We start from the raw sequence: 18,460 nt of genomic DNA, 5'->3' as shown, positions 1-18,460 counted from the left end.
TACGAATAAGGTGTGACAGACTTCTGTCACACCTTATTGTGTTTAGACGATTTTTGTTCCGTGAACTTCTGAAGCTCCAGTTTGTTCACATACAGCTTGAGCGTTTGCTGTTGTGACACCGCCGCCTACAACAAACGTAATTTGATCATCTGCATAGTCGATCCATTCATGAAGCTTAGTGAAGTGTTCTTCTACAGGTGTATCCATAGGTCCGCCATGAGTCAAGATCCGGTCGACTTGATGAGCAATCAACCAATCGATCGCTTCTTTTTGTCGTGAAGGTTCAATCGCATCAAATGCCATATGGAACGTTACTTGTAGCCCGTCAGAAACGTCCAGTAACAATTCCATCGCTTCTTCATCGATCCAATTACTTGGAGTCAGGCAGCCAAACACGACGCCGTCTACACCGAGTTTTTTTGCTTCAATCAAATCGGTGTGCATGATTTTTAATTCAGTATCGTTGTAAATAAAATCACCACCACGAGGACGAATCATCACCATTAAGGGAATCGACTTTTCAGAAGTGTATTGGAATGCTTCTTCTAATACACCAGTACTTGGTGTCGTTCCGCCCACGGCTAAGTTGTCACATAATTCGATACGATTGGCACCATTATAGATGGCTTTTGGAATGTGTGTATAATTTTCGGCACAGAATTCTTTGATCATAAAAGATCCTCCTTAAAGTTAACGTTCTGTCTAGCATTTTAGCATAAATTTATGCTAAAGTAGTCAAAGAAGAAAGTCGAGGGAAGTCTATGTTAAAAAAAATCGATCGGGCAAAATTGTTTTTACAACAAGAAGCTACCCGATTTCGTTGCCCATTATGTCATGAAACGATGGCAACAAGTGAAAGTGGAGTAGTCTGTGGGAATGGGCATCGCTTTGATGTATCCAAAAAAGGAACGATTCATTTTCTAACGAAGCCGATTGCTAGTGACTATGATCAGCATTTGTTTGAAGCAAGAGGACGAATGATCGAATCTGGCATGTACCTGCCCTTGGTCGAGTTAATGGCACAAAAAATCGATCCGTCTTGTGTCCTGGATATCGGGTGTGGAGAAGGAAGCTTTTTGGCCCAGTTGACCCAACAGGCAAACATCAAAGTCGGTGTGGGATTTGATATTGCAAAAGAAGGTGTCTATCTAGCGACCAATCAGGCAACAGATAGTTTTTGGTGTACTGCGGATTTAACGAATCTACCCTTTGCCGATCACAGTTTTACGACATTATTAAATATTTTTTCTCCTTCTAATTATCAAGAATTTGATCGTGTACTACAACCAGGTGGCCAGTTGATCAAAGTTGTTCCTGGACCACTTTACTTGAATGAATTACGAAAAGCTTTTTACCCAGACGATGAGAAAAAGCAGCATTACTCCAATGAACGTGTAGTAGAAAAATTTGAACAAGCATTTGAACAAGTGGAAAAACACCATTTGACTTATGTATTTGATATCCCAACGGCACGTCAATTCGATATTTTAGAAATGTCTCCATTAGAGTGGGGCGCGTCAGAAGAACGAAAAAAAGCGCTACAACATGCACCCTTAACGAAAGTAACCATAGATTTAGAAATTTTAATCGGTAAAAAGAGCAAATAATTTCTGTTTTTTTTCACTTTATGCTTGCATAAATAACATGAGAGTGATATATTAATTTCAAGTCATTTTTCATTAGTTTTTATCAGCATCCTGTTCTGATAAAAGTTAGTGAAGAGAGCTTCACTAACGTAACGACTCGCCGTGCTTGATCACCGAGTTGGTACGTTTTTTTTATTTTAAACACACATGCCTTGAGCATAGTTGACTATTGAAGGAGTCCTTTTTTGTGAACCATATCGTATTATTTGAACCACTTATTCCAGCCAATACCGGAAATATCTCGCGTACATGTGCCGCGACAAATTCTCCGTTACATCTTATTGAACCATTAGGATTTTCAACAGATGATAAACAATTAAAACGTGCAGGATTAGATTATTGGGAAGCTGTTGATATTACGTATCATAAAAGTCTTGATGCGTTTATGGACTATTTAGGTGATCGCCAATTGCACTTGATCTCAAAATTTGCGAATGCAACCTATTCAGACGTGAATTTTAATGACAATGAAGATCATTTCTTCTTGTTTGGAAAAGAAACGACAGGACTACCAGAAGAATTTATGCGTGAACACGCAGACAAATGTTTACGTATTCCAATGAACGATGAACATGTGCGTTCGTTAAATCTTTCAAATACGGCAGCGCTGATTTTATACGAAGCGCTACGCCAACAAGATTTTCCAAATTTAGAACGGACACACCACTATCCAAACGATAAAATCGATTAAAAGGAGAAATGAGATGTACCTTTATTTTACGAGACACGGAAAAACCGAGTGGAATTTGGAACGCCGTTTTCAGGGGATGAAGGGGGATTCTCCTTTATTAGCAAGTAGTTATGAAGAAGTGGCTAGTCTAGGTCGAGAACTAAAAACAGTGCCTTTTGAAGCGATCTATTGTAGTACCGCCAAACGTGCTCGTGATACAGCGCAAGCAATCGAAGCACAACTTGAACATGCAGTGCCTATTTTTGCAGAGGATGGATTGCTAGAGATGGGGTATGGTTCTTTGGAGGGACAATTAATCGATGAGATGCGTTTGCTATATGGTCCGACACTTGAGAATATGCGTTATCATTTAGATCAATACGATCCTACTGCCTTTGATGGTGAAACAGTTAGTGAAATGTTAGTACGTATGATGCATACGATCACTGAAAAAGTGACGCAACATGAAGGCCCGATCTTATTCGTAGGTCATGGAACGTCGATGACAGCTGCGATTCAAGCGTTAATTGGCAAGCCAGTATCGCAATTACGTGACATGGGTGGCTTATACAATAATAGTTTGACGATATTAGAAACAGAACATAAAGTATTACCTTATACACTAGTGAAATGGAATGACGTCTCCTTTTTGTCAGATCCAACTAGTGCAGATTCATTACTCTAATCAAAGAAAGGAGCGGAGACCTATGCCAGAAAAAGAAGTTTTTATCGGCAAGGTAGCCGCTATTTTTTATCAAAATCCGACTAATTTTTACAAAGTGTTGCTGGTAAAAGTTGACGAGACCACAGCAGATTATCGTGAAAAAGAAATCGTAGTCACAGGAAGTTTTGGCGATGTTCAAGAAGAAGAAACGTATCGGTTTCATGGACAATTAGTGGAGCATCCAAAATACGGAAAACAATTAAGTGTTGAAACGTATCAAAAAGAGCAACCGACTTCGGCTGCAGGGATCGTTCATTATTTATCAAGTGATAAATTTCCTGGAATTGGTAAAAAAACGGCGCAAACTATTGTAGATGCATTTGGCGAACAAGCAATTGAAAAAATTTTAGAAGATCCTAGTTTATTGCAAACTTTGCCACATTTGAATAAAAAAAAGCGTGATATGATCGTAGAGACCTTACGTTTGAATCATGGAATGGATCAAGTTATTGTAGGATTAACGGAATATGGTTTCGGAAGTCGCTTATCGTTTGCCATCTATCAAAAATATCGCAATGAAGCTTTGGAGATCATTCAAGAAAATCCGTATCAACTGGTAGAAGATATTGAAGGGATCGGTTTTAAAAAAGCCGATTTGATTGCTGAACAACTAGGGATCACACCGCATGCAAACGCTCGAATCAAAGCAGCTTTATTTCATCAATTGATGCAAGTATCGATTCAAACAGGAGATACCTATGTTCAAGCAAAACGGTTGTTAGAACAAACGATTTCGTTACTTGAAACGAGTCGACCAGTTGAAATGTCGGTCGATCAAGTCGCAGATGGATTGATCGAACTAGTAGAAGAAGGAAAAGTGTATCAAGAAGGCACTGCGATTTACGAAAAACGCTTGTATTTTTCAGAAATCGGAATCGCCCAGTCGATTCATCGCTTGATGAAACGCAAACAGGCAATCAAATTTACGGATAAAGAATTGGATCAAACCTTTAAAAAAGTGGAAAAAGAATTAGGGATACGCTATGGGGCTTCTCAAGAAGAGGCGATCAAAGAAGCGATCCGTTCGCCTTTTTTTATGCTTACTGGAGGACCTGGAACTGGGAAAACAACAGTGATCAATGGGATCGTGCATATGTTTGCCCATTTACATGAAGTAGAATTGGATCCAAGTCAGTATACGAGTGAAACTTTCCCAATCTTATTAGCTGCACCTACTGGCCGAGCAGCCAAACGAATGAATGAAACAACAGGACTTCCTAGTGGAACGATCCATCGTTTACTAGGTTTAAATAATCAAGAACAAGATATCGAGATGGAGACTAAAGAATTGGAAGGCGGTTTATTGATCGTAGATGAAATGTCGATGGTCGATACGTGGTTAGCCAATACATTGTTTAAAGCATTATCGACTAATATGCAAATTATTCTAGTAGGGGATAAAGATCAACTGCCTTCTGTTGGACCAGGACAAGTTCTCCACGACTTATTGCAAACGCCATTTTTACCAAAATATGAACTCACAGAGATCTACCGTCAAGGTGATGGGTCAAGTGTGATTTCTTTAGCGCATGAAATTAAAAATGGTCGCTTGCCACAAGATTTTACTCAAAATCAGTCGGATCGCTCATTTTTTGCATGTGATGCCTACCAAATCGAGCCGATCATTGCCCAGATCGTACAAAAAGCTAAGGCAAAAGGATTTACTGCCCAAGATATCCAGATTTTAGCTCCTATGTATAAAGGTGCAGCTGGAGTCGATGCGTTAAATAAAATGATGCAAGAAATCTTTAATCCAAATGATGGGCGTAAAAAAGAAGTGAAATTCAATGATACTGTCTATCGTATCGGAGACAAAGTATTACAATTGGTCAATTCACCAGAAGACAATGTCTTTAACGGGGACATGGGTCAAATCGTAGGAATCGTCTATGCAAAAGATTCTGAAGACAAAGTCGATGAGCTCGTGATTCAATTTGATGCAAATGAAGTGACGTATCGCCGTAACGATTGGCAGAAAATCACACTATCTTATTGCTGTACGATCCATAAGTCACAAGGTAGCGAATTTAAAATGGTCATTTTGCCGATGGTGCAACAATACCAACGTATGTTACAACGAAATTTATTGTACACGGCGATTACGCGAAGTAAAGAAAAATTGATTTTACTTGGAGAAGTCGAGGCGTATGCCCGTTGTGTGCAGCAAGAGTCAAATTTACGTGCGACAACATTAAAAGAGCGTTTACTAGAAGTAGAAGGAAAAGGACGCACTTTAGCTCCACCTTCAACAAAGGAAGTCGTTGAAAATCATGCAGATAAAGTAGAAGAAACTACTCAAGACTATGCATCTGAGTCAAAAGAATCGATTTTAACGCTTGAACTAATTGAAAGTCGTGCGATAGACCCCATGATCGGCATGGGGGATGTGAGACCACAAGAATACGAAAAAACCAATGACTACTAGTCATTGGTTTTTTTACCAAAATAATTGTGAAGTAAGTGTAATGGTGAGATCGTAGCTTTTTCCTTCAAGTGATTCTCCATCGAGATGCACATCTTGAGGCGTTGTCGCCAGTACGCGTAATTTTTTTAATGAATAGTGTTTAAAATGTTTTGAGCGAAGTTGCTTTTTGCGCAAAATCAGATAAAACAGGTGTAGAAGTTTAACAAACGCCATTTTTTGAACGACGACTAGTTTAAAGGTGTCATCTGTTAACTCTGCATGAGGAGCAATAGCGATTCCTCCACCAAAATAAGGATGATTGGTTACCGTAAAGAGTAACGTTTTACGAAAAATCCGTTCTTGTCCATTAAATTCGACGCGAATCGGGAATGGACGCTGTTGAAAAAAGCTCGTTAAGATACTAGAAAAATAGCTGAATTTTCCAATATGAAGCGAATGGAACCAATGTTTTCGTTTGCTTAAATTGACTTTCTTTACGATTTTTCCATCAAGACCGATCCCTAAGTTATTACAAAAGACCCCGGTTTGATTTGTTACCGCTTCTTGATAGCGTAAAATCGGTACTTCTAGGGGAACTTGTCGTTCTAGAAAGCCCCAAAAGATTTCTTCAGGAGTTTTTGCAGAGTGAAATGCGCGTGCAAAATCGTTTCCACTTCCAGCTTTAATATAGGCTACTGGATAACGGGTACTATACGCATGAAGTTGGTTGAGCACTTGGTGTAAGGTGCCATCTCCACCAATGACGACCAAGATGGGGATGATCTCTTGTTCTGCAAGGTTGCCGTCCACAGGGAAAGGACTGATTTTTTCTGTTTGGAGCAACTTTTGCGTTAATTCAAGCTCATGTCCAGGATATTCGGTAGCGTAAAGAAAATAAGTGAAGCGATATTCTTTTAAAATAGAAATGATTTGTTTTGCTGTTTTTGCTCCTTGTCCACCGCCAGCAGCAGGATTCACAAGGATATGAAAGATTCGTTTCATGCCTACACTCCAGTAAAAATCAACTTGACCTTTATTATACCATTATCTCTTTTGGAACCAAAATAAAAAAGGACTCAATTCCTGAGACAAAGGTGGTCTGCATCTTTACTGCACTTTGTCTAGTAATTGAGTCATGGATAATAGTGAGTAAGGAGCATGTCCGATTCCCACTTACGCTTATAGAGGCTTACACAATTCTGTTTAGACATTACCTACATCGAATGTCTGACTGGGAATGTACGTGTCCTCCTTACGTGTATAATTCTACTATAATCAAAAGAATAAAGCAAGCGTTTACATTTTGTTGAGAGGTAAAACTACTTGCTTTCTAAAGTCTTTTTGACTATACTTTTGCAAGCAAAGGAGTGATAAGATGAAATATTATCATCTAGTGGGGACTTCTTTATTTCTAGTAATCGTTCAATGGGGGATGCAACAATTCGCACTAGACAGTCGAGTTAGCAATTATTTTTTTCTTAGTCTACAAACGATATTGTTAGGATTATATAGTTTCCTTGTTATCGGCTATTTTTTTCTAGTGCATACGAACGAAGAGGAAGAAGAAGCGTTAGATGTGGAAAGCACACCTGTCCAACCGATTTCAACGTCGAGACAAGCGGCACGATTCCTTGAAAAAAAAGCGAGTTGATTCTCTGCTTGACTTTTTTTATAGAGTTCTTTACACTAGCTAACGGTGTGTAAAATACCACGCGGTTCATCAACCATCCCGCGTAATCAAAACTCGGAGAAAGTAGGAAATATAATTATGAAATCAAAACAAGCGATGTCAGTTCGTACCTTGACTGCAAATGCTGTGATTATGGCGATTTATGTAGTCTTGTGTTTTGTATTACCGTATCAATCTGGAGCGATCCAATTTCGTCTATCAGAAAGTCTGAATCATTTAGTCGTGTTCAATCGTAAATTTATTTGGGGCGTCTTTGGCGGCGTTATCGTCTATAATCTATTTTTTGGAAATGGACCATTGGATGTGTTATTTGGTGGAGGACAGACATTAATTGCGCTAGCTGCAACGATCTGGGTAGGGAAATTCGTCGAAAACAAACTTATATTGATGATCTGCAACATTTTCTTTTTTACCATCAGTATGTGTTTGATTGCTTTTATGTTATATCTGACATTAGATCTACCGTTCTGGCCAACGTATGCAACAACTGCATTAAGCGAATTGATTATTATGACGATCTCTGCGCCGGTTATGTTAGCTGTCGATAGAGTCGTTCATTTTAAAGAGCGTATTTAAAAAAAGAGACGACCTTAGTCGTCTCTTTTTTAGCGTTCTGCTTTTAAGTCTTCGATTTCAACGACTTTAAAGAGCTTGCTTTCGAGTTGTTCGATGATTTTGTCTAAAGTCGCTTGTGTCGTTTCTGCAGGCAGAGTAATCAACGTGCGACGAATAAATTCATCTTTACCGATATCTAGTGTGATACAACTTGCGATACTACTATGTTTCGCAATAATTTTGGAAATAGCAGCTAAATCACCCTTTTTACCAGTAGAAGCAATCGTTAGTACGTAGCTTCCTTGTTCGACATTCCAAGATTGTGCCAAAACTGAAAGTAGTGAGCTATGTGTTAAGATCCCATAGAAATGATCGTGCTCATCTAATACGGCAATATATGGCAATTCTTTAATTGTAAAGAACACATTGAAGAAAGATGAATTGACATAAATAAATTTAGTAGCATTTTTTAATAGCGAAGTAACAGGTAAACTCATATCGCCACCATTGGCTTTATGACGATAGATATGCATTTTATAAATATTTCCACGGAAGATCTTACCTGTTTCATCTAAGATCGGGACACAACGATAACCAGAATCTTCTAAAATCGTCAATGCTTCGGCTAACGTAGCCGTTTCTAGGACCGTCGTTAAGTCTGCTTTTTTATACACCATTGTTTTTAATAACATAAAGAAACCTCCTTATCCTTTTCGTTTATGATAGCATACCTACTCGAAAAACTATAGAAATAATTTTGATCGTGATTGACAGTTTTTTTAAATCATGCTAACTTTAAGAAGTGAGAAAAGAAACGGACAGGAGGCTATCTTATGGCAACAAAAAAAGCAGCATTGGCTTGCTCTGTTTGTGGTTCTCGAAATTATTCGAAATCAGTTAGCGAAGGCAAAAAAGGCGATCGCTTAGAGATCAATAAGTTTTGTAAATATTGTAACCAATATACAATACATAGAGAAACAAAATAAAAAACGGAGGCAGTTCTCATGAAATTTATTCGCAGCGTCATCGACGAAATGAAAAATGTTACATGGCCTTCAGGAAAACAATTGCGTAAAGATACGATTGTCGTTATCGAGACTTCGTTGATTTTTGCTGTTTTGTTCTTCTTGATGGATACAGCTATCCAAAACGTATTTGCTTGGATTTTAAAATAGACTTGTCGTTTTGCGACTAGAAATATTCTGCATTCCATGCTATACTTTGGTACGAGAGAAAAAACTTCGGTGTAACTGAGGTTTTTTTATTTTACAAAAAAATAAAAGGAGTCCTTAAGTGATGGAATCTTTTGAGAGAAGTTGGTATGTACTTCATACATACTCAGGATACGAAAATAAGGTCAAAACAAACATTGAATCACGTGCGCAAAGTATGCGTATGGGCGATTACATTTTCCGTGTAGTTGTGCCAGAAGAAGTGGAAACAGAAGTAAAGAATGGGAAAGAAAAAGAGATCGTACATAAGACATTCCCAGGATATGTGTTAGTCGAAATGATTATGACCGATGAGTCATGGTATGTGATCCGCAATACACCAGGTGTAACAGGATTTGTTGGTTCTCATGGCGCAGGAAGCAAACCCGCACCATTGTTACCAGAAGAAATCAATAGTATCTTGCGCTCATTAGGCATGAGTACACGTGCTGTAGAATTAAACGTTGAACTTGGACAAACCGTCAAAATTATCGAAGGTGCTTTTTCAGGTCTTGAAGGTCAAGTAGCAGAAATCGACGAAGAAAAACAAAAATTAAAAGTAAATATCGACATGTTTGGTCGTGAAACAAGTACTGAACTTGACTTTGATCAAGTAGACGATATCGACTAATAGTTAAACCGTAAACGAACGCTCGTTTGCGGTTTTTTTAAGGAGTGAGCGCAGTGAAAAAACGAGTATGGATTAAAATGATTATGAGTATCGTAGTCTTATTCTTTGTGCTTTCAGGGTGTGGTCTCACGAAGCCTGAAGAAAAACAAACAAAGCAACAAGTTGTTTCAAGTGAGCAAAATATACAAAAAACGAGTACACCGACTGTTTTTTTTCATGGATATTCTGGTGGTAAGGGATCATTTGGTTCGATGCTCAAACGATTAACACGTTTAGCCGATGCTACGCAAGAAGCCACGATTTATGTATCGGAAACAGGAGAGCTTAGACAAGAGGGGACGGTATCAAAACAAAAGACAAATCCCATGATTCAAGTAATCTTTGAAGACAATAAAAGTACCCAAGACAATCAAGCTTTTTGGATCTCAGAAGTCTTAGCTTCTTTAAAAACCCAAGGGATAGAACAGGTGAATCTAGTGGGACATTCGATGGGAGGCGTGAGTATTTTTGATTACCTAATGCAAGATCAAGATACGATGCATCCACTTATTGAAAAAGTCATTGCGATAGGAGCGCCATTCAACGAATTTTTGGATACTTTCGAAACGCAAACACAACAAGAGTTATTACAAAATGGGCCAGATCAACTTTCTGCGCGATATGAAAATTATCAAATGGGAGCAGATTACTTGCCTAAAGACATTCAGGTCGAAATTATTAGTGGTGAACTATCTGCAGATGAGTTAAGTGATGGGACGGTTCCGTTAGCGAGTAGTTTATCGATCATTCCTTTACTTAATGCAGAAGGAATCAACGTACATTCAACGATTATTACAGGTGAACAAGCTCAGCATAGTGCCTTACATGAAAATGAAAAGGTCGATCGAGTTGTGGCCAATTTCTTATGGAAGTAAAAAACCATCACAGCAGCCGAATGCTACTGTGATGGTTTTTTTATTAGTCACCCATGATCTCTTTAGCTAAACGGCGAGCAGTCGGCGTTGCAGCCAAGCCGCCTTCACCAGTTTCTCTAAAAATCGAAGGCATTTGACGGCCAACTTGATACATCGCTTCGACGACTTCATCTGGTGGGATCACACTTTCAATACCAGCTAAAGCCATATCAGCAGAGATAAAAGCTTGCGAGGAACCCAATGCATTGCGTTTTACACAAGGGACTTCGACAAGTCCTGCAACAGGATCACAAATCAACCCCATCATATTTTTTAACGTAATGGCAACGGCTTGAGCAGATTGATGTGCAGATCCGCCATTGATGGCGACAAGTGCTGCAGCTGCCATCGCGCTAGCAGAACCAACTTCGGCTTGACAGCCACCTTCAGCGCCTGAAATTGAAGCATTGTTGGCAATGACAAGCCCAAAAGCTCCAGCGGTAAATAAAAAATCTAATTGTTGTTGGTGAGTCAATGCTAAGCGTTCACGACAAGCCATTAACACACCAGGGACAACGCCGGCACTACCTGCTGTAGGTGTGGCACAGATCAAGCCCATTTTGGCATTGACTTCATTTACAGCAATTGCATTGCGAACGGCAGTTAAAATCGTTTCACCGCTTAAAAATTGTCCATTTTCTAAATAATCGTTCATCTTAACGGCGTCGCCACCAGTTAGTCCAGTCACAGACGTTACACCAGCAACGCCTTCTTCGATCGATTGTTCCATCACGTGCAAGTTGCGTTCCATCAAGGTGTAAATTTCTTCTCGCGTTCGACCCGTCATCTCAATTTCAGTTGCGATCATTAGTTCAGCAACTGAGGGGTAAGTTGCGCTTTGTGCAACTAAATCTTCTATCGAATAAAACATTTGAATTCTCCTTTAATCAAAGTAAGCCGCACTATGGATCTGGGCGATTTGACGAATTTTTTCTAACACTTCATTATCACGTTCATCGACTTCAATGATCATGATGGCATTTTCTCCTTTAGATTCACGGGTAACGGTCATGGTCCCGATGTTCACATTGGCATCTGATAAGACGTTGCTGACACGAGCGATCATTCCAGGAACGTCTTGGTGAACAACAATAAACGTCGGTGTACCCAAGCTTAAAGAAAGTTTGAAGCCATTGACCTCAGAAATTTGAATATTTCCACCACCGATTGAAATACCTGTAACCGACAACTTACGGTTTCCTTTTGATACAACCATTTGTACCATATTCGGATGTTCCGCTTTTTCCTTTTTAGGAGTGAAGAGGACTTCCATACCTGCTTCATAGGCAAGTTTAAGCGAATCGCCTAAACGAGGATCATCTGGTTCCATGTCGAGTAAGCCACCTACTAGAGCGATGTCAGTTCCATGACCGCGATAGGTTTTTGCAAATGATTCATATAAGAAAATATCGACGACTTCGGGTTGTTCACCAAAAATATGACGAATGACTTTTCCGATTCTGGCAGCACCTGCCGTATGTGAGCTACTAGGCCCAACCATAACGGGTCCGATAATATCAAAGACGCTACGATAATTTAATTGTTCCATATTGTTTCTCCTCAATCTATAGGTTTCGTTTGTAGTGTAGCACAGGAATGAATGAAGCGTATGAAATTTGTTTGAAAATGAGAGAGAAATTAGTTGAAATTTATTTTTTCTTTGCTATAATATACCAGTATGCTTCAATTCGTGTTGAAGTGTGTTTTTAACGTGGGAGGAGAAATACGTATCTCCAATTCACCACATCACGGACTTAAGGAGGTTTGTCTCGTGGCAAAAAAAGTAGAAAAAATCGTTAAATTGCAAATTCCTGCAGGTAAAGCAACACCAGCACCACCAGTAGGTCCTGCATTAGGTCAAGCGGGTGTAAACATCATGGGATTCACAAAAGAATTCAACGCTCGTACTGCTGATCAAGCAGGTTTAATCATTCCAGTAGTGATTTCTGTATACGAAGACCGTTCATTCACATTCGTTACAAAAACACCACCGGCTGCAGTATTATTGAAAAAAGCTGCAAACATCGAAAAAGGTTCTGGTGAACCAAACAAAACTAAAGTTGCAACTGTTTCTAGCGATCAAGTTAAAGAAATCGCTGAATTAAAAATGGAAGATCTAAACGCTGCTAGCGTAGAAGCTGCTATGCGCATGATCGAAGGAACTGCACGAAGCATGGGAATTATCGTAGAATAAAACCCAAAGGAAGTAGCTTCTCAGTTCGTTCTATATTGAAAGATAAAGAACACGTGGGAGGTTCTACCGCTATAACCACATCCAAGGAGGAAACACAAAATGGCTAAAAAAAGCAAAAAAATGCAAGATGCATTGAAAAAAGTTGATGCGACAAAAGCTTACTCTGTAGAAGAAGCTGTTGCATTAGCGAAAGATACAAATATCGCGAAATTCGACGCAACTGTTGAAGTTGCTTACCGTTTAAACGTAGATCCTAAGAAAGCAGACCAACAAATTCGTGGTGCTGTGGTTCTACCTAACGGAACTGGTAAAACACAAAAAGTTTTAGTATTCGCTAAAGGCGATAAAGCTAAAGAAGCTGAAGCTGCTGGTGCTGACTATGTTGGCGATGCAGATATGGCGAAAAAAATCCAAGGCGGATGGTTCGACTTTGACGTTGTTGTCGCTACACCTGACATGATGGCTGAAGTTGGTAAACTAGGACGCGTTTTAGGACCAAAAGGTTTAATGCCTAACCCTAAAACTGGTACTGTAACAATGGACGTTACAAAAGCAATCAACGAAGTAAAAGCTGGTAAAGTAACTTACCGTGTGGATAAAGTTGGAAACGTTCATGTACCAATTGGTAAAGTTTCATTCGATAACGAAAAATTAATCGAAAACTTTAAAACAATCAATGATGTATTAGTGAAAGCTAAACCATCAGCTGCTAAAGGTCAATACATGAAAAATATCACGATCACAACAACATTTGGTCCTGGTATCCATGTAGATCAAGCTTCTTTCTAAGAAAAAAGCGAAAAACACTTGACTTGCACATCTTATCTATGATAAGGTGTGTAAGGTTAATAATTAACTGTACCGAAGACAGTAGGTGGCTTAGCCATAATTCCTACCGAGGACATGTATTGAAGCGATTCAATTGTCCCTCTATGTCTACGGTGGCATAGGGTTTTTTTATTGTAAAAAAACTCTTCCATCAAAATCAGGAGGTGAAACATAAAATGAGTGAAGCAGCTATCGCAAAAAAAGCCGCTATCGTTGAAGAAGTATCTGTAAAATTCAAAGACGCTGCATCTGTAGTCGTTGTGGATTACCGTGGATTAACTGTTGACGAAGTGACTCGTCTACGTAAACAATTACGTGACGCTAACGTAGAAATGAAAGTAATCAAAAACTCTATCTTATCTCGTGCAGCTAAAGCAGCTGGTTTAGAAGGTCTTGACGAAGTATTCACAGGACCAACAGCCGTTGCATTTAGTAACGAAGACGTAGTAGCTCCAGCGAAGATTATCGATGAATTTGCACAAGAAGCAAAAGCATTAGAAATCAAAGGTGGGATCATCGAAGGTAAAGTTTCTTCTTTGGAAGAAATTACAGCTTTGGCGAAATTACCAAACCGCGAAGGAATGCTATCTATGCTTTTATCTGTACTACAAGCGCCTGTGCGCAACGTGGCTTACGCTGTCAAAGCAGTGGCAGAAAAAGAAGACGGAGATGCAGCTTAATCGCCGCATAATGATTCATTATTTTATATAAAAAAACCTAATTAAATGGAGGAACTCAATCATGGCATTGAACATTGAAAACATTGTTGAAGAGCTTAAAGGCGCAACAATCTTAGAATTAAACGACTTAGTTAAAGCTATCGAAGAAGAATTTGGCGTTACTGCTGCTGCTCCTGTAGCGGCTGCTGCAGCTGGTGGTGCTGCTGCTGAAGAACAAACAGAATTTACTGTTGAATTAACTGCAGCTGGCGATCAAAAAGTTAAAGTTATCAAAGCAGTTCGCGAAGCAACTGGCTTAGGCTTAAAAGAAGCTAAAGCTGTAGTTGATGGTGCTCCATCAGCAGTTAAAGAAGGCGTTTCTAAAGAAGAAGCAGAAGCTTTAAAAGCTGCTTTAGAAGAAGTTGGCGCTTCAATCACATTAAAATAATTTTTAATGTTCAAACTAGTAACTGGATCTCCAGTTACTAGTTTTTTTGTATTTACGGGTGTATACTCAAGAAAAAGGAGTGTAGACCTATGAAAACAAAATGGTATGAAAAAAAACGAGTGTATATTCCATTGTCCATCGTGTTAGGGCTTTTAGGATTTGATATTTTGTATGGCAGTTTATCGACCAAAAAAGAAGATGAATCGTTTATTTCGGAGGATGATAGTCATAAAGATACACCATTTTTTAGGAAAAAAAAGTGATTTAAAAAATAGTTGTTTTGTTTTTTTATTTATTATTTATATTAAAAATATACTGTTATAAAAGAAAAATATGCATATTAGAATAAAAATTTATCGTTATTTAATTTTTATAGAAATTTCTTATAGCAAAAATATTGTAGTCCAAAACATTTCATGGTATGATGTTTTGGTAATAATCGGATATGCAACAATGAGTAACTCTAACAATGGATTTCACTTCATTTCGCATACTCCATTACAATTAAACACGAGATGTGTTATGGAGGTAAGTTATCAATGAATAACGGTACAGTAAAATGGTTTAACTCAGAAAAAGGTTTTGGCTTCATCACAGATGCTGATGGAAACGATGTATTCGTACATTTTTCAGCTATCCAAACTGACGGCTTCAAAACATTAGAAGAAGGCCAAGAAGTTACATTTGATGTTGAAGAAGGTCAACGTGGACCACAAGCAACTAACGTAGTTAAAGCTTAATTCACATTTAATGTCGAAGTGCTGTTACCCTATGTAACAGTACTTTTTTTGTATCTAAAAACACGCGCCTCGTTTAACGAGGCGCGTGTTTTCTTAATCAAGTGTAATGATCCAACCTTCAGGTGCCGGTTTATCTCCAAATTGAATCCCAACCAACTCATCGTATAAAGATTTTGTGACAGGGCCAACTTCAGTTTCACTGTAAAAGACATGAAAATCATCTTTCGTTTGGATTCCACCAATAGGAGAGATAACAGCAGCGGTTCCACATGCGCCCGCTTCGACAAATTCATCTAAATGATCGATATAAATATCTCCTTCAATCGCATCTAGACCTAAACGCTCACTAGCTAGATAAAGTAATGAATATTTTGTGATACTTGGTAAAATAGAAGGTGATTTTGGTGTGATAAAACGATTGTCTGCAGTGATCCCAAAAAAGTTTGCTGAGCCAACTTCTTCGATTTTGGTATGTGTTTCAGGATCAAGATAGATACAATCAGAAAAGTTTTGTTTATGCGCTTCTTCACCTGGCAACATACTAGCTGCATAATTTCCACCTGTTTTCGCCGCACCAGTTCCATTTGGTGCTGCACGATCATAGTCCGAGACAATAAAGTTTGTGGGAACCAAGCCACCTTTAAAGTAAGGACCTACTGGCATACAAAAGACAGTAAAAATAAATTCTTTAGCCGGTTTTACGCCAATAATATCGCCAACACCGATAAGTAATGGACGTAAATATAATGTCGCTCCTGTACCGTATGGAGGTACAAATTCTTCATTTGCCTTTACCACATCAGTTACGGCTTTTAAGAATAGCTCTTGGGGAACGTCAGGCATTCGTAGACGTGAAGCACTTTTATTTAACCGTTTGCTATTTTCATCCGCTCGGAATAAATTGATACGGCCATCTTTTCTACGATAGGCTTTTAATCCTTCAAAACATTGTTGACCATAATGAAGAGCAGGAGAGGATTCAGAAATGTGAAGAACATTGTCTTCTGTTAACACGCCGTCATCCCAAGCGCCATCTTTATATGTCGCTAAAAAGCGATAAGGGGTTTTGATATAGTCAAACCCTAAATTTTCCCAATCGATTGTTGCTGTCATAACATCCACTCCTTTTGTTTTTCACAGTATATCATTTCTGAATTTTATTGTCATTATTTTCTGAAAATTCGTGCATTAAAAAGAAAAAACAACAGTGTCCACACACTGCTGTTTTTAAAATTTACCGCCGCCACCACCAAATGTTCCACCACCGCTTGAGTGTGTCGTACTACCACCACCAAATCCACCACCATTATTATTGTTCGGTTTTGGGATTCGTCGCGTCGTCACAAACGAATTGGTTAAGCGATCTTGCTGTTCAGTTAAATCTAGTGTTGCTTTTTCTTCAGTAGGATAACGATAGGTTTTTCCTTTTAGCTGATAACGCGATTTGATAATGACAAAAAAACCGATACTAAAAACAGCAGCTACTGCTAAAGAAATTGTAATCTCTAAAGGAGTCAGGGATTTAGAGTAAGTGATTTTACCAGTATCTCGATCGATCTGATACTGTTGATTCGGGATCCCAGCCTCTACAAATTTTGTTAAATTAGTAAGGTAAGTCGTCGCGGCTTGATAATAATTTCCAGCCGCAAGTTGCGTTTGGATCGTATCTAGCATGTCATTCAAACGCGTATCTGTTACAAAATCGATCATATTCCCAGAAGTCGACACATGATATCCACGATTGCCCATATCGATCAAAAAGACTGAACCATTTTGATTATTGCCAACTTGATCGCGTAGAAAATCATCTGCAAATGTTTCTTCATCTTCTTGGTTTTCAGTGGTTGTGGCAACAAATACTTTTCCTTTGATCGTGTCATCTAAAGGTTGTGCTAGTTTATCTAAAGCATTGATTTCTTCTGTAGTAAATAATCCTGCTTGATCAAAAACGGTTTGAGCATGTGCATTAGGAGCGAAATACATCAGACACAGACCAAGGAGAGCAAAGGTATAGAAAATGAAACGCTTTTTCATATAAAATACCCTCCAATCATCAATAAGATCGCAAGGACAACAAATATGCTACCTGATACGAGACCTAACTTAAGATAGCTTAAGGGCAAAATCCCACTTGTTTTCCCTGTCTGGCCGTTCATCGCATAATAAAATGGCGTGTCTTGTGTTCGCCCTTGATAAGTCACCAACCAGACTGGAAGTAAGACGTACTCATTTTGTTCTTCAAGGATTTGTGCATTCGTTTGATTGGTACGAAATGTCGTATAGCCATTCACAGTATTTCGTAAAAGCTGCTGACTAGCTTGTGTCAAAGCTTCATCTACTTCAGGTTTGATGTCGATAAACTCTAAATCACGCTTTTCAGCTTGAAATCCCGATAGGTATTGATTTTGAAAGGGAACGGCTTTTTCTAATGGAAACGGTTGAACACCAGTCACCATTTTTTGTTGGACGTTTTTTGATAATGCATGCTGGATATATTCTTTAAAGGCCATCGTACCTTTACGTCTTACGGCATATCGTTTGGTTTCAGTATACTCCAGATCGCCTACGATCCACACTCTTACAGATGTTCCCACACCTGAGAGTTCACCACGTGTTTTCGCATCGATCGACCAGTAAGGAAAATACACGCCCGTTAATTTTTCAACTTGCGCTTCGTCAAAAAAATCTTTCGGTACAAACCATTTTTTCTTAGCCCAACTCAAAAATTTTTCTTTCGCTTCTGCTTGATCAATGGCAAAAGGCAAGACACGGCTAGGTAAAAATTTTCCACTCAAGCGACCGGTCAAAACAACAGGGTTATGACAAAAATAACAATAAGTTGCTGCTGTTGTGGCATCGGTGACGATTTCTGCACCGCAACTAGGGCAGGTGAAGAGATCCATAGTTGCTTGTTCTTCTTCACCTAGATTTGTTTCGGTAATCAGCGGGTCAACATGAGCTTCTTGTTGTGCCTGTTCAGCCTTTGCGACTTCGTCTGCAGTAAAAATACTTAAACAATAAGGACAGTGGAATTTTTGATCGCTTGGATCAAAGGTCAAAGCCCCACCACAATTGGGGCATTTATGGGTTACGACTTCCATAGACTG

At 38.9% G+C, this 18,460-nt stretch carries 24 protein-coding genes and 1 other annotated feature; of the genes, 16 read left to right on the top strand and 8 right to left on the bottom strand.

Annotation, left to right across the window (positions count from 1 at the left end; genetic code table 11):
* Positions 1-42: 42 nt before the first annotated feature.
* A complete protein-coding gene (locus I573_RS00895) occupies positions 43-672 on the bottom strand; it encodes a copper homeostasis protein CutC (protein WP_016184674.1) in 630 nt (209 codons plus the stop codon).
* Positions 673-761: 89 nt separating this feature from the next.
* On the opposite strand from I573_RS00895, the gene I573_RS00890 reads away from it, so the two are divergent.
* The 4 genes from I573_RS00890 to recD2 all read left to right on the top strand — a co-directional run bounded on the left by I573_RS00890 (position 762) and on the right by recD2 (position 5,465).
* Positions 762-1,607 (top strand): putative RNA methyltransferase, encoded by an 846-nt coding sequence (locus I573_RS00890; RefSeq protein WP_016184673.1) that lies wholly within the window; start codon positions 762-764, stop codon positions 1,605-1,607.
* A gap of 226 nt (positions 1,608-1,833) precedes the next feature.
* Positions 1,834-2,337 (top strand): tRNA (uridine(34)/cytosine(34)/5-carboxymethylaminomethyluridine(34)-2'-O)-methyltransferase TrmL, encoded by a 504-nt coding sequence (trmL, locus tag I573_RS00885; RefSeq protein ID WP_016184672.1) that lies wholly within the window; start codon positions 1,834-1,836, stop codon positions 2,335-2,337.
* Positions 2,338-2,350: 13 nt separating this feature from the next.
* Positions 2,351-3,001 carry a histidine phosphatase family protein gene (locus I573_RS00880; RefSeq protein WP_016184671.1) on the top strand — a complete coding sequence of 217 codons (651 nt, stop codon included), beginning with the start codon at positions 2,351-2,353 and terminating at the stop codon, positions 2,999-3,001.
* 22 nt (positions 3,002-3,023) lie between these two features.
* The gene (gene recD2, locus I573_RS00875; RefSeq protein WP_016184670.1) at positions 3,024-5,465 is read left to right on the top strand and encodes an SF1B family DNA helicase RecD2; all 2,442 of its coding nucleotides are present in this window, start codon (positions 3,024-3,026) and stop codon (positions 5,463-5,465) included.
* Positions 5,466-5,477: 12 nt separating this feature from the next.
* Here the strand turns inward: recD2 and I573_RS00870 are convergent, their stop codons facing one another.
* The gene (locus I573_RS00870) at positions 5,478-6,446 is read right to left on the bottom strand and encodes a diacylglycerol/lipid kinase family protein (protein WP_016184669.1); all 969 of its coding nucleotides are present in this window, start codon (positions 6,444-6,446) and stop codon (positions 5,478-5,480) included.
* Positions 6,447-6,819: 373 nt separating this feature from the next.
* Here I573_RS00870 and I573_RS00865 point away from each other — a divergent pair, with 373 nt between their 5' ends.
* Both I573_RS00865 and I573_RS00860 read left to right on the top strand, forming a co-directional pair.
* Positions 6,820-7,095 (top strand): hypothetical protein, encoded by a 276-nt coding sequence (locus I573_RS00865; protein ID WP_016184668.1) that lies wholly within the window; start codon positions 6,820-6,822, stop codon positions 7,093-7,095.
* Between the two features lie 117 nt (positions 7,096-7,212).
* Positions 7,213-7,710 carry a QueT transporter family protein gene (locus I573_RS00860; protein WP_016184667.1) on the top strand — a complete coding sequence of 166 codons (498 nt, stop codon included), beginning with the start codon at positions 7,213-7,215 and terminating at the stop codon, positions 7,708-7,710.
* 29 nt (positions 7,711-7,739) lie between these two features.
* Here the strand turns inward: I573_RS00860 and cbpA are convergent, their stop codons facing one another.
* Entirely contained in the window at positions 7,740-8,381 is a 642-nt protein-coding gene (gene cbpA / locus I573_RS00855; protein WP_016184666.1) for a cyclic di-AMP binding protein CbpA, read from the bottom strand.
* Between the two features lie 141 nt (positions 8,382-8,522).
* Here cbpA and rpmG point away from each other — a divergent pair, with 141 nt between their 5' ends.
* The 4 genes from rpmG (at position 8,523) to I573_RS00835 (ending at position 10,445) form a co-directional block, all read left to right on the top strand.
* Positions 8,523-8,675, top strand: coding sequence for a 50S ribosomal protein L33 (gene rpmG, locus I573_RS00850; RefSeq protein ID WP_016184665.1), 153 nt, complete (start codon positions 8,523-8,525; stop codon positions 8,673-8,675).
* Positions 8,676-8,693: 18 nt separating this feature from the next.
* Positions 8,694-8,864 (top strand): preprotein translocase subunit SecE, encoded by a 171-nt coding sequence (secE, locus tag I573_RS00845; RefSeq protein ID WP_016184664.1) that lies wholly within the window; start codon positions 8,694-8,696, stop codon positions 8,862-8,864.
* 121 nt (positions 8,865-8,985) lie between these two features.
* Positions 8,986-9,531 carry a transcription termination/antitermination protein NusG gene (gene nusG, locus I573_RS00840; RefSeq protein WP_016184663.1) on the top strand — a complete coding sequence of 182 codons (546 nt, stop codon included), beginning with the start codon at positions 8,986-8,988 and terminating at the stop codon, positions 9,529-9,531.
* Between the two features lie 53 nt (positions 9,532-9,584).
* Complete coding sequence (locus tag I573_RS00835; protein WP_016184662.1) at positions 9,585-10,445, top strand: alpha/beta hydrolase; 861 nt, start codon at positions 9,585-9,587, stop codon at positions 10,443-10,445.
* 43 nt (positions 10,446-10,488) lie between these two features.
* Here I573_RS00835 and sdaAA read toward each other — a convergent pair whose 3' ends face one another.
* Together sdaAA and sdaAB are read right to left on the bottom strand one after the other, a co-directional pair.
* Positions 10,489-11,355: an L-serine ammonia-lyase, iron-sulfur-dependent, subunit alpha gene (gene sdaAA, locus I573_RS00830; protein ID WP_016184661.1), complete on the bottom strand. Its 867-nt coding sequence runs from the start codon at positions 11,353-11,355 to the stop codon at positions 10,489-10,491.
* Positions 11,356-11,367: 12 nt separating this feature from the next.
* Positions 11,368-12,033 carry an L-serine ammonia-lyase, iron-sulfur-dependent subunit beta gene (sdaAB, locus tag I573_RS00825; RefSeq protein ID WP_016184660.1) on the bottom strand — a complete coding sequence of 222 codons (666 nt, stop codon included), beginning with the start codon at positions 12,031-12,033 and terminating at the stop codon, positions 11,368-11,370.
* A gap of 222 nt (positions 12,034-12,255) precedes the next feature.
* On the opposite strand from sdaAB, the gene rplK reads away from it, so the two are divergent.
* From rplK to I573_RS00800, 6 genes are all read left to right on the top strand, one after another.
* Positions 12,256-12,678: a 50S ribosomal protein L11 gene (rplK, locus tag I573_RS00820; RefSeq protein WP_016184659.1), complete on the top strand. Its 423-nt coding sequence runs from the start codon at positions 12,256-12,258 to the stop codon at positions 12,676-12,678.
* Between the two features lie 99 nt (positions 12,679-12,777).
* Entirely contained in the window at positions 12,778-13,467 is a 690-nt protein-coding gene (gene rplA / locus I573_RS00815; RefSeq protein ID WP_016184658.1) for a 50S ribosomal protein L1, read from the top strand.
* Between the two features lie 54 nt (positions 13,468-13,521).
* Positions 13,522-13,646, top strand: a sequence feature (ribosomal protein L10 leader region).
* A 36-nt stretch (positions 13,647-13,682) separates the two neighbouring features.
* Positions 13,683-14,186, top strand: a complete 504-nt coding sequence (gene rplJ, locus I573_RS00810; protein ID WP_016184657.1) for a 50S ribosomal protein L10 — start codon at positions 13,683-13,685, stop codon at positions 14,184-14,186.
* A 61-nt stretch (positions 14,187-14,247) separates the two neighbouring features.
* Entirely contained in the window at positions 14,248-14,613 is a 366-nt protein-coding gene (gene rplL, locus I573_RS00805) for a 50S ribosomal protein L7/L12 (protein ID WP_016184656.1), read from the top strand.
* A gap of 89 nt (positions 14,614-14,702) precedes the next feature.
* The gene (locus I573_RS11480; RefSeq protein ID WP_016184655.1) at positions 14,703-14,876 is read left to right on the top strand and encodes a hypothetical protein; all 174 of its coding nucleotides are present in this window, start codon (positions 14,703-14,705) and stop codon (positions 14,874-14,876) included.
* 276 nt (positions 14,877-15,152) lie between these two features.
* Entirely contained in the window at positions 15,153-15,353 is a 201-nt protein-coding gene (locus I573_RS00800) for a cold-shock protein (RefSeq protein ID WP_016184654.1), read from the top strand.
* A gap of 93 nt (positions 15,354-15,446) precedes the next feature.
* On the opposite strand, the gene I573_RS00795 is transcribed toward I573_RS00800, so the two are convergent.
* From I573_RS00795 to I573_RS00785, 3 genes are all read right to left on the bottom strand, one after another.
* On the bottom strand, positions 15,447-16,466 hold the full coding sequence (locus I573_RS00795) for a branched-chain amino acid aminotransferase (RefSeq protein WP_016184653.1): 1,020 nt from the start codon (positions 16,464-16,466) through the stop codon (positions 15,447-15,449).
* A 114-nt stretch (positions 16,467-16,580) separates the two neighbouring features.
* A complete protein-coding gene (locus I573_RS00790) occupies positions 16,581-17,387 on the bottom strand; it encodes a TPM domain-containing protein (protein ID WP_016184652.1) in 807 nt (268 codons plus the stop codon).
* Complete coding sequence (locus tag I573_RS00785) at positions 17,384-18,454, bottom strand: TFIIB-type zinc ribbon-containing protein (RefSeq protein WP_016184651.1); 1,071 nt, start codon at positions 18,452-18,454, stop codon at positions 17,384-17,386. Before I573_RS00785 ends, I573_RS00790 begins: the two co-directional genes overlap by 4 nt.
* Positions 18,455-18,460 lie beyond the last annotated feature (6 nt).

It is taken from the genome of Enterococcus sulfureus ATCC 49903, from assembly GCF_000407605.1.
GTDB classification, from domain to species: Bacteria; Bacillota; Bacilli; order Lactobacillales; family Enterococcaceae; genus Enterococcus_G; species Enterococcus_G sulfureus.
This window is presented reverse-complemented; position numbering and strand designations above follow the sequence as displayed.

Bases quoted from the DNA above. Each gene is read 5' to 3' on its own strand.
- I573_RS00895 (WP_016184674.1), bottom strand. From the start codon at position 672: ATGATCAAAGAATTCTGTGCCGAAAATTATACACACATTCCAAAAGCC.
- I573_RS00890 (WP_016184673.1), top strand. From the start codon at position 762: ATGTTAAAAAAAATCGATCGGGCAAAATTGTTTTTACAACAAGAAGCT.
- I573_RS00880 (WP_016184671.1), top strand. From the start codon at position 2,351: ATGTACCTTTATTTTACGAGACACGGAAAAACCGAGTGGAATTTGGAA.
- recD2 (WP_016184670.1), top strand. From the start codon at position 3,024: ATGCCAGAAAAAGAAGTTTTTATCGGCAAGGTAGCCGCTATTTTTTAT.
- I573_RS00870 (WP_016184669.1), bottom strand. From the start codon at position 6,446: ATGAAACGAATCTTTCATATCCTTGTGAATCCTGCTGCTGGCGGTGGA.
- I573_RS00865 (WP_016184668.1), top strand. From the start codon at position 6,820: ATGAAATATTATCATCTAGTGGGGACTTCTTTATTTCTAGTAATCGTT.
- I573_RS00860 (WP_016184667.1), top strand. From the start codon at position 7,213: ATGAAATCAAAACAAGCGATGTCAGTTCGTACCTTGACTGCAAATGCT.
- cbpA (WP_016184666.1), bottom strand. From the start codon at position 8,381: ATGTTATTAAAAACAATGGTGTATAAAAAAGCAGACTTAACGACGGTC.
- rpmG (WP_016184665.1), top strand. From the start codon at position 8,523: ATGGCAACAAAAAAAGCAGCATTGGCTTGCTCTGTTTGTGGTTCTCGA.
- secE (WP_016184664.1), top strand. From the start codon at position 8,694: ATGAAATTTATTCGCAGCGTCATCGACGAAATGAAAAATGTTACATGG.
- nusG (WP_016184663.1), top strand. From the start codon at position 8,986: ATGGAATCTTTTGAGAGAAGTTGGTATGTACTTCATACATACTCAGGA.
- sdaAA (WP_016184661.1), bottom strand. From the start codon at position 11,355: ATGTTTTATTCGATAGAAGATTTAGTTGCACAAAGCGCAACTTACCCC.
- sdaAB (WP_016184660.1), bottom strand. From the start codon at position 12,033: ATGGAACAATTAAATTATCGTAGCGTCTTTGATATTATCGGACCCGTT.
- rplA (WP_016184658.1), top strand. From the start codon at position 12,778: ATGGCTAAAAAAAGCAAAAAAATGCAAGATGCATTGAAAAAAGTTGAT.
- rplJ (WP_016184657.1), top strand. From the start codon at position 13,683: ATGAGTGAAGCAGCTATCGCAAAAAAAGCCGCTATCGTTGAAGAAGTA.
- rplL (WP_016184656.1), top strand. From the start codon at position 14,248: ATGGCATTGAACATTGAAAACATTGTTGAAGAGCTTAAAGGCGCAACA.
- I573_RS11480 (WP_016184655.1), top strand. From the start codon at position 14,703: ATGAAAACAAAATGGTATGAAAAAAAACGAGTGTATATTCCATTGTCC.
- I573_RS00800 (WP_016184654.1), top strand. From the start codon at position 15,153: ATGAATAACGGTACAGTAAAATGGTTTAACTCAGAAAAAGGTTTTGGC.
- I573_RS00795 (WP_016184653.1), bottom strand. From the start codon at position 16,466: ATGACAGCAACAATCGATTGGGAAAATTTAGGGTTTGACTATATCAAA.
- I573_RS00790 (WP_016184652.1), bottom strand. From the start codon at position 17,387: ATGAAAAAGCGTTTCATTTTCTATACCTTTGCTCTCCTTGGTCTGTGT.
- I573_RS00785 (WP_016184651.1), bottom strand. From the start codon at position 18,454: ATGGAAGTCGTAACCCATAAATGCCCCAATTGTGGTGGGGCTTTGACC.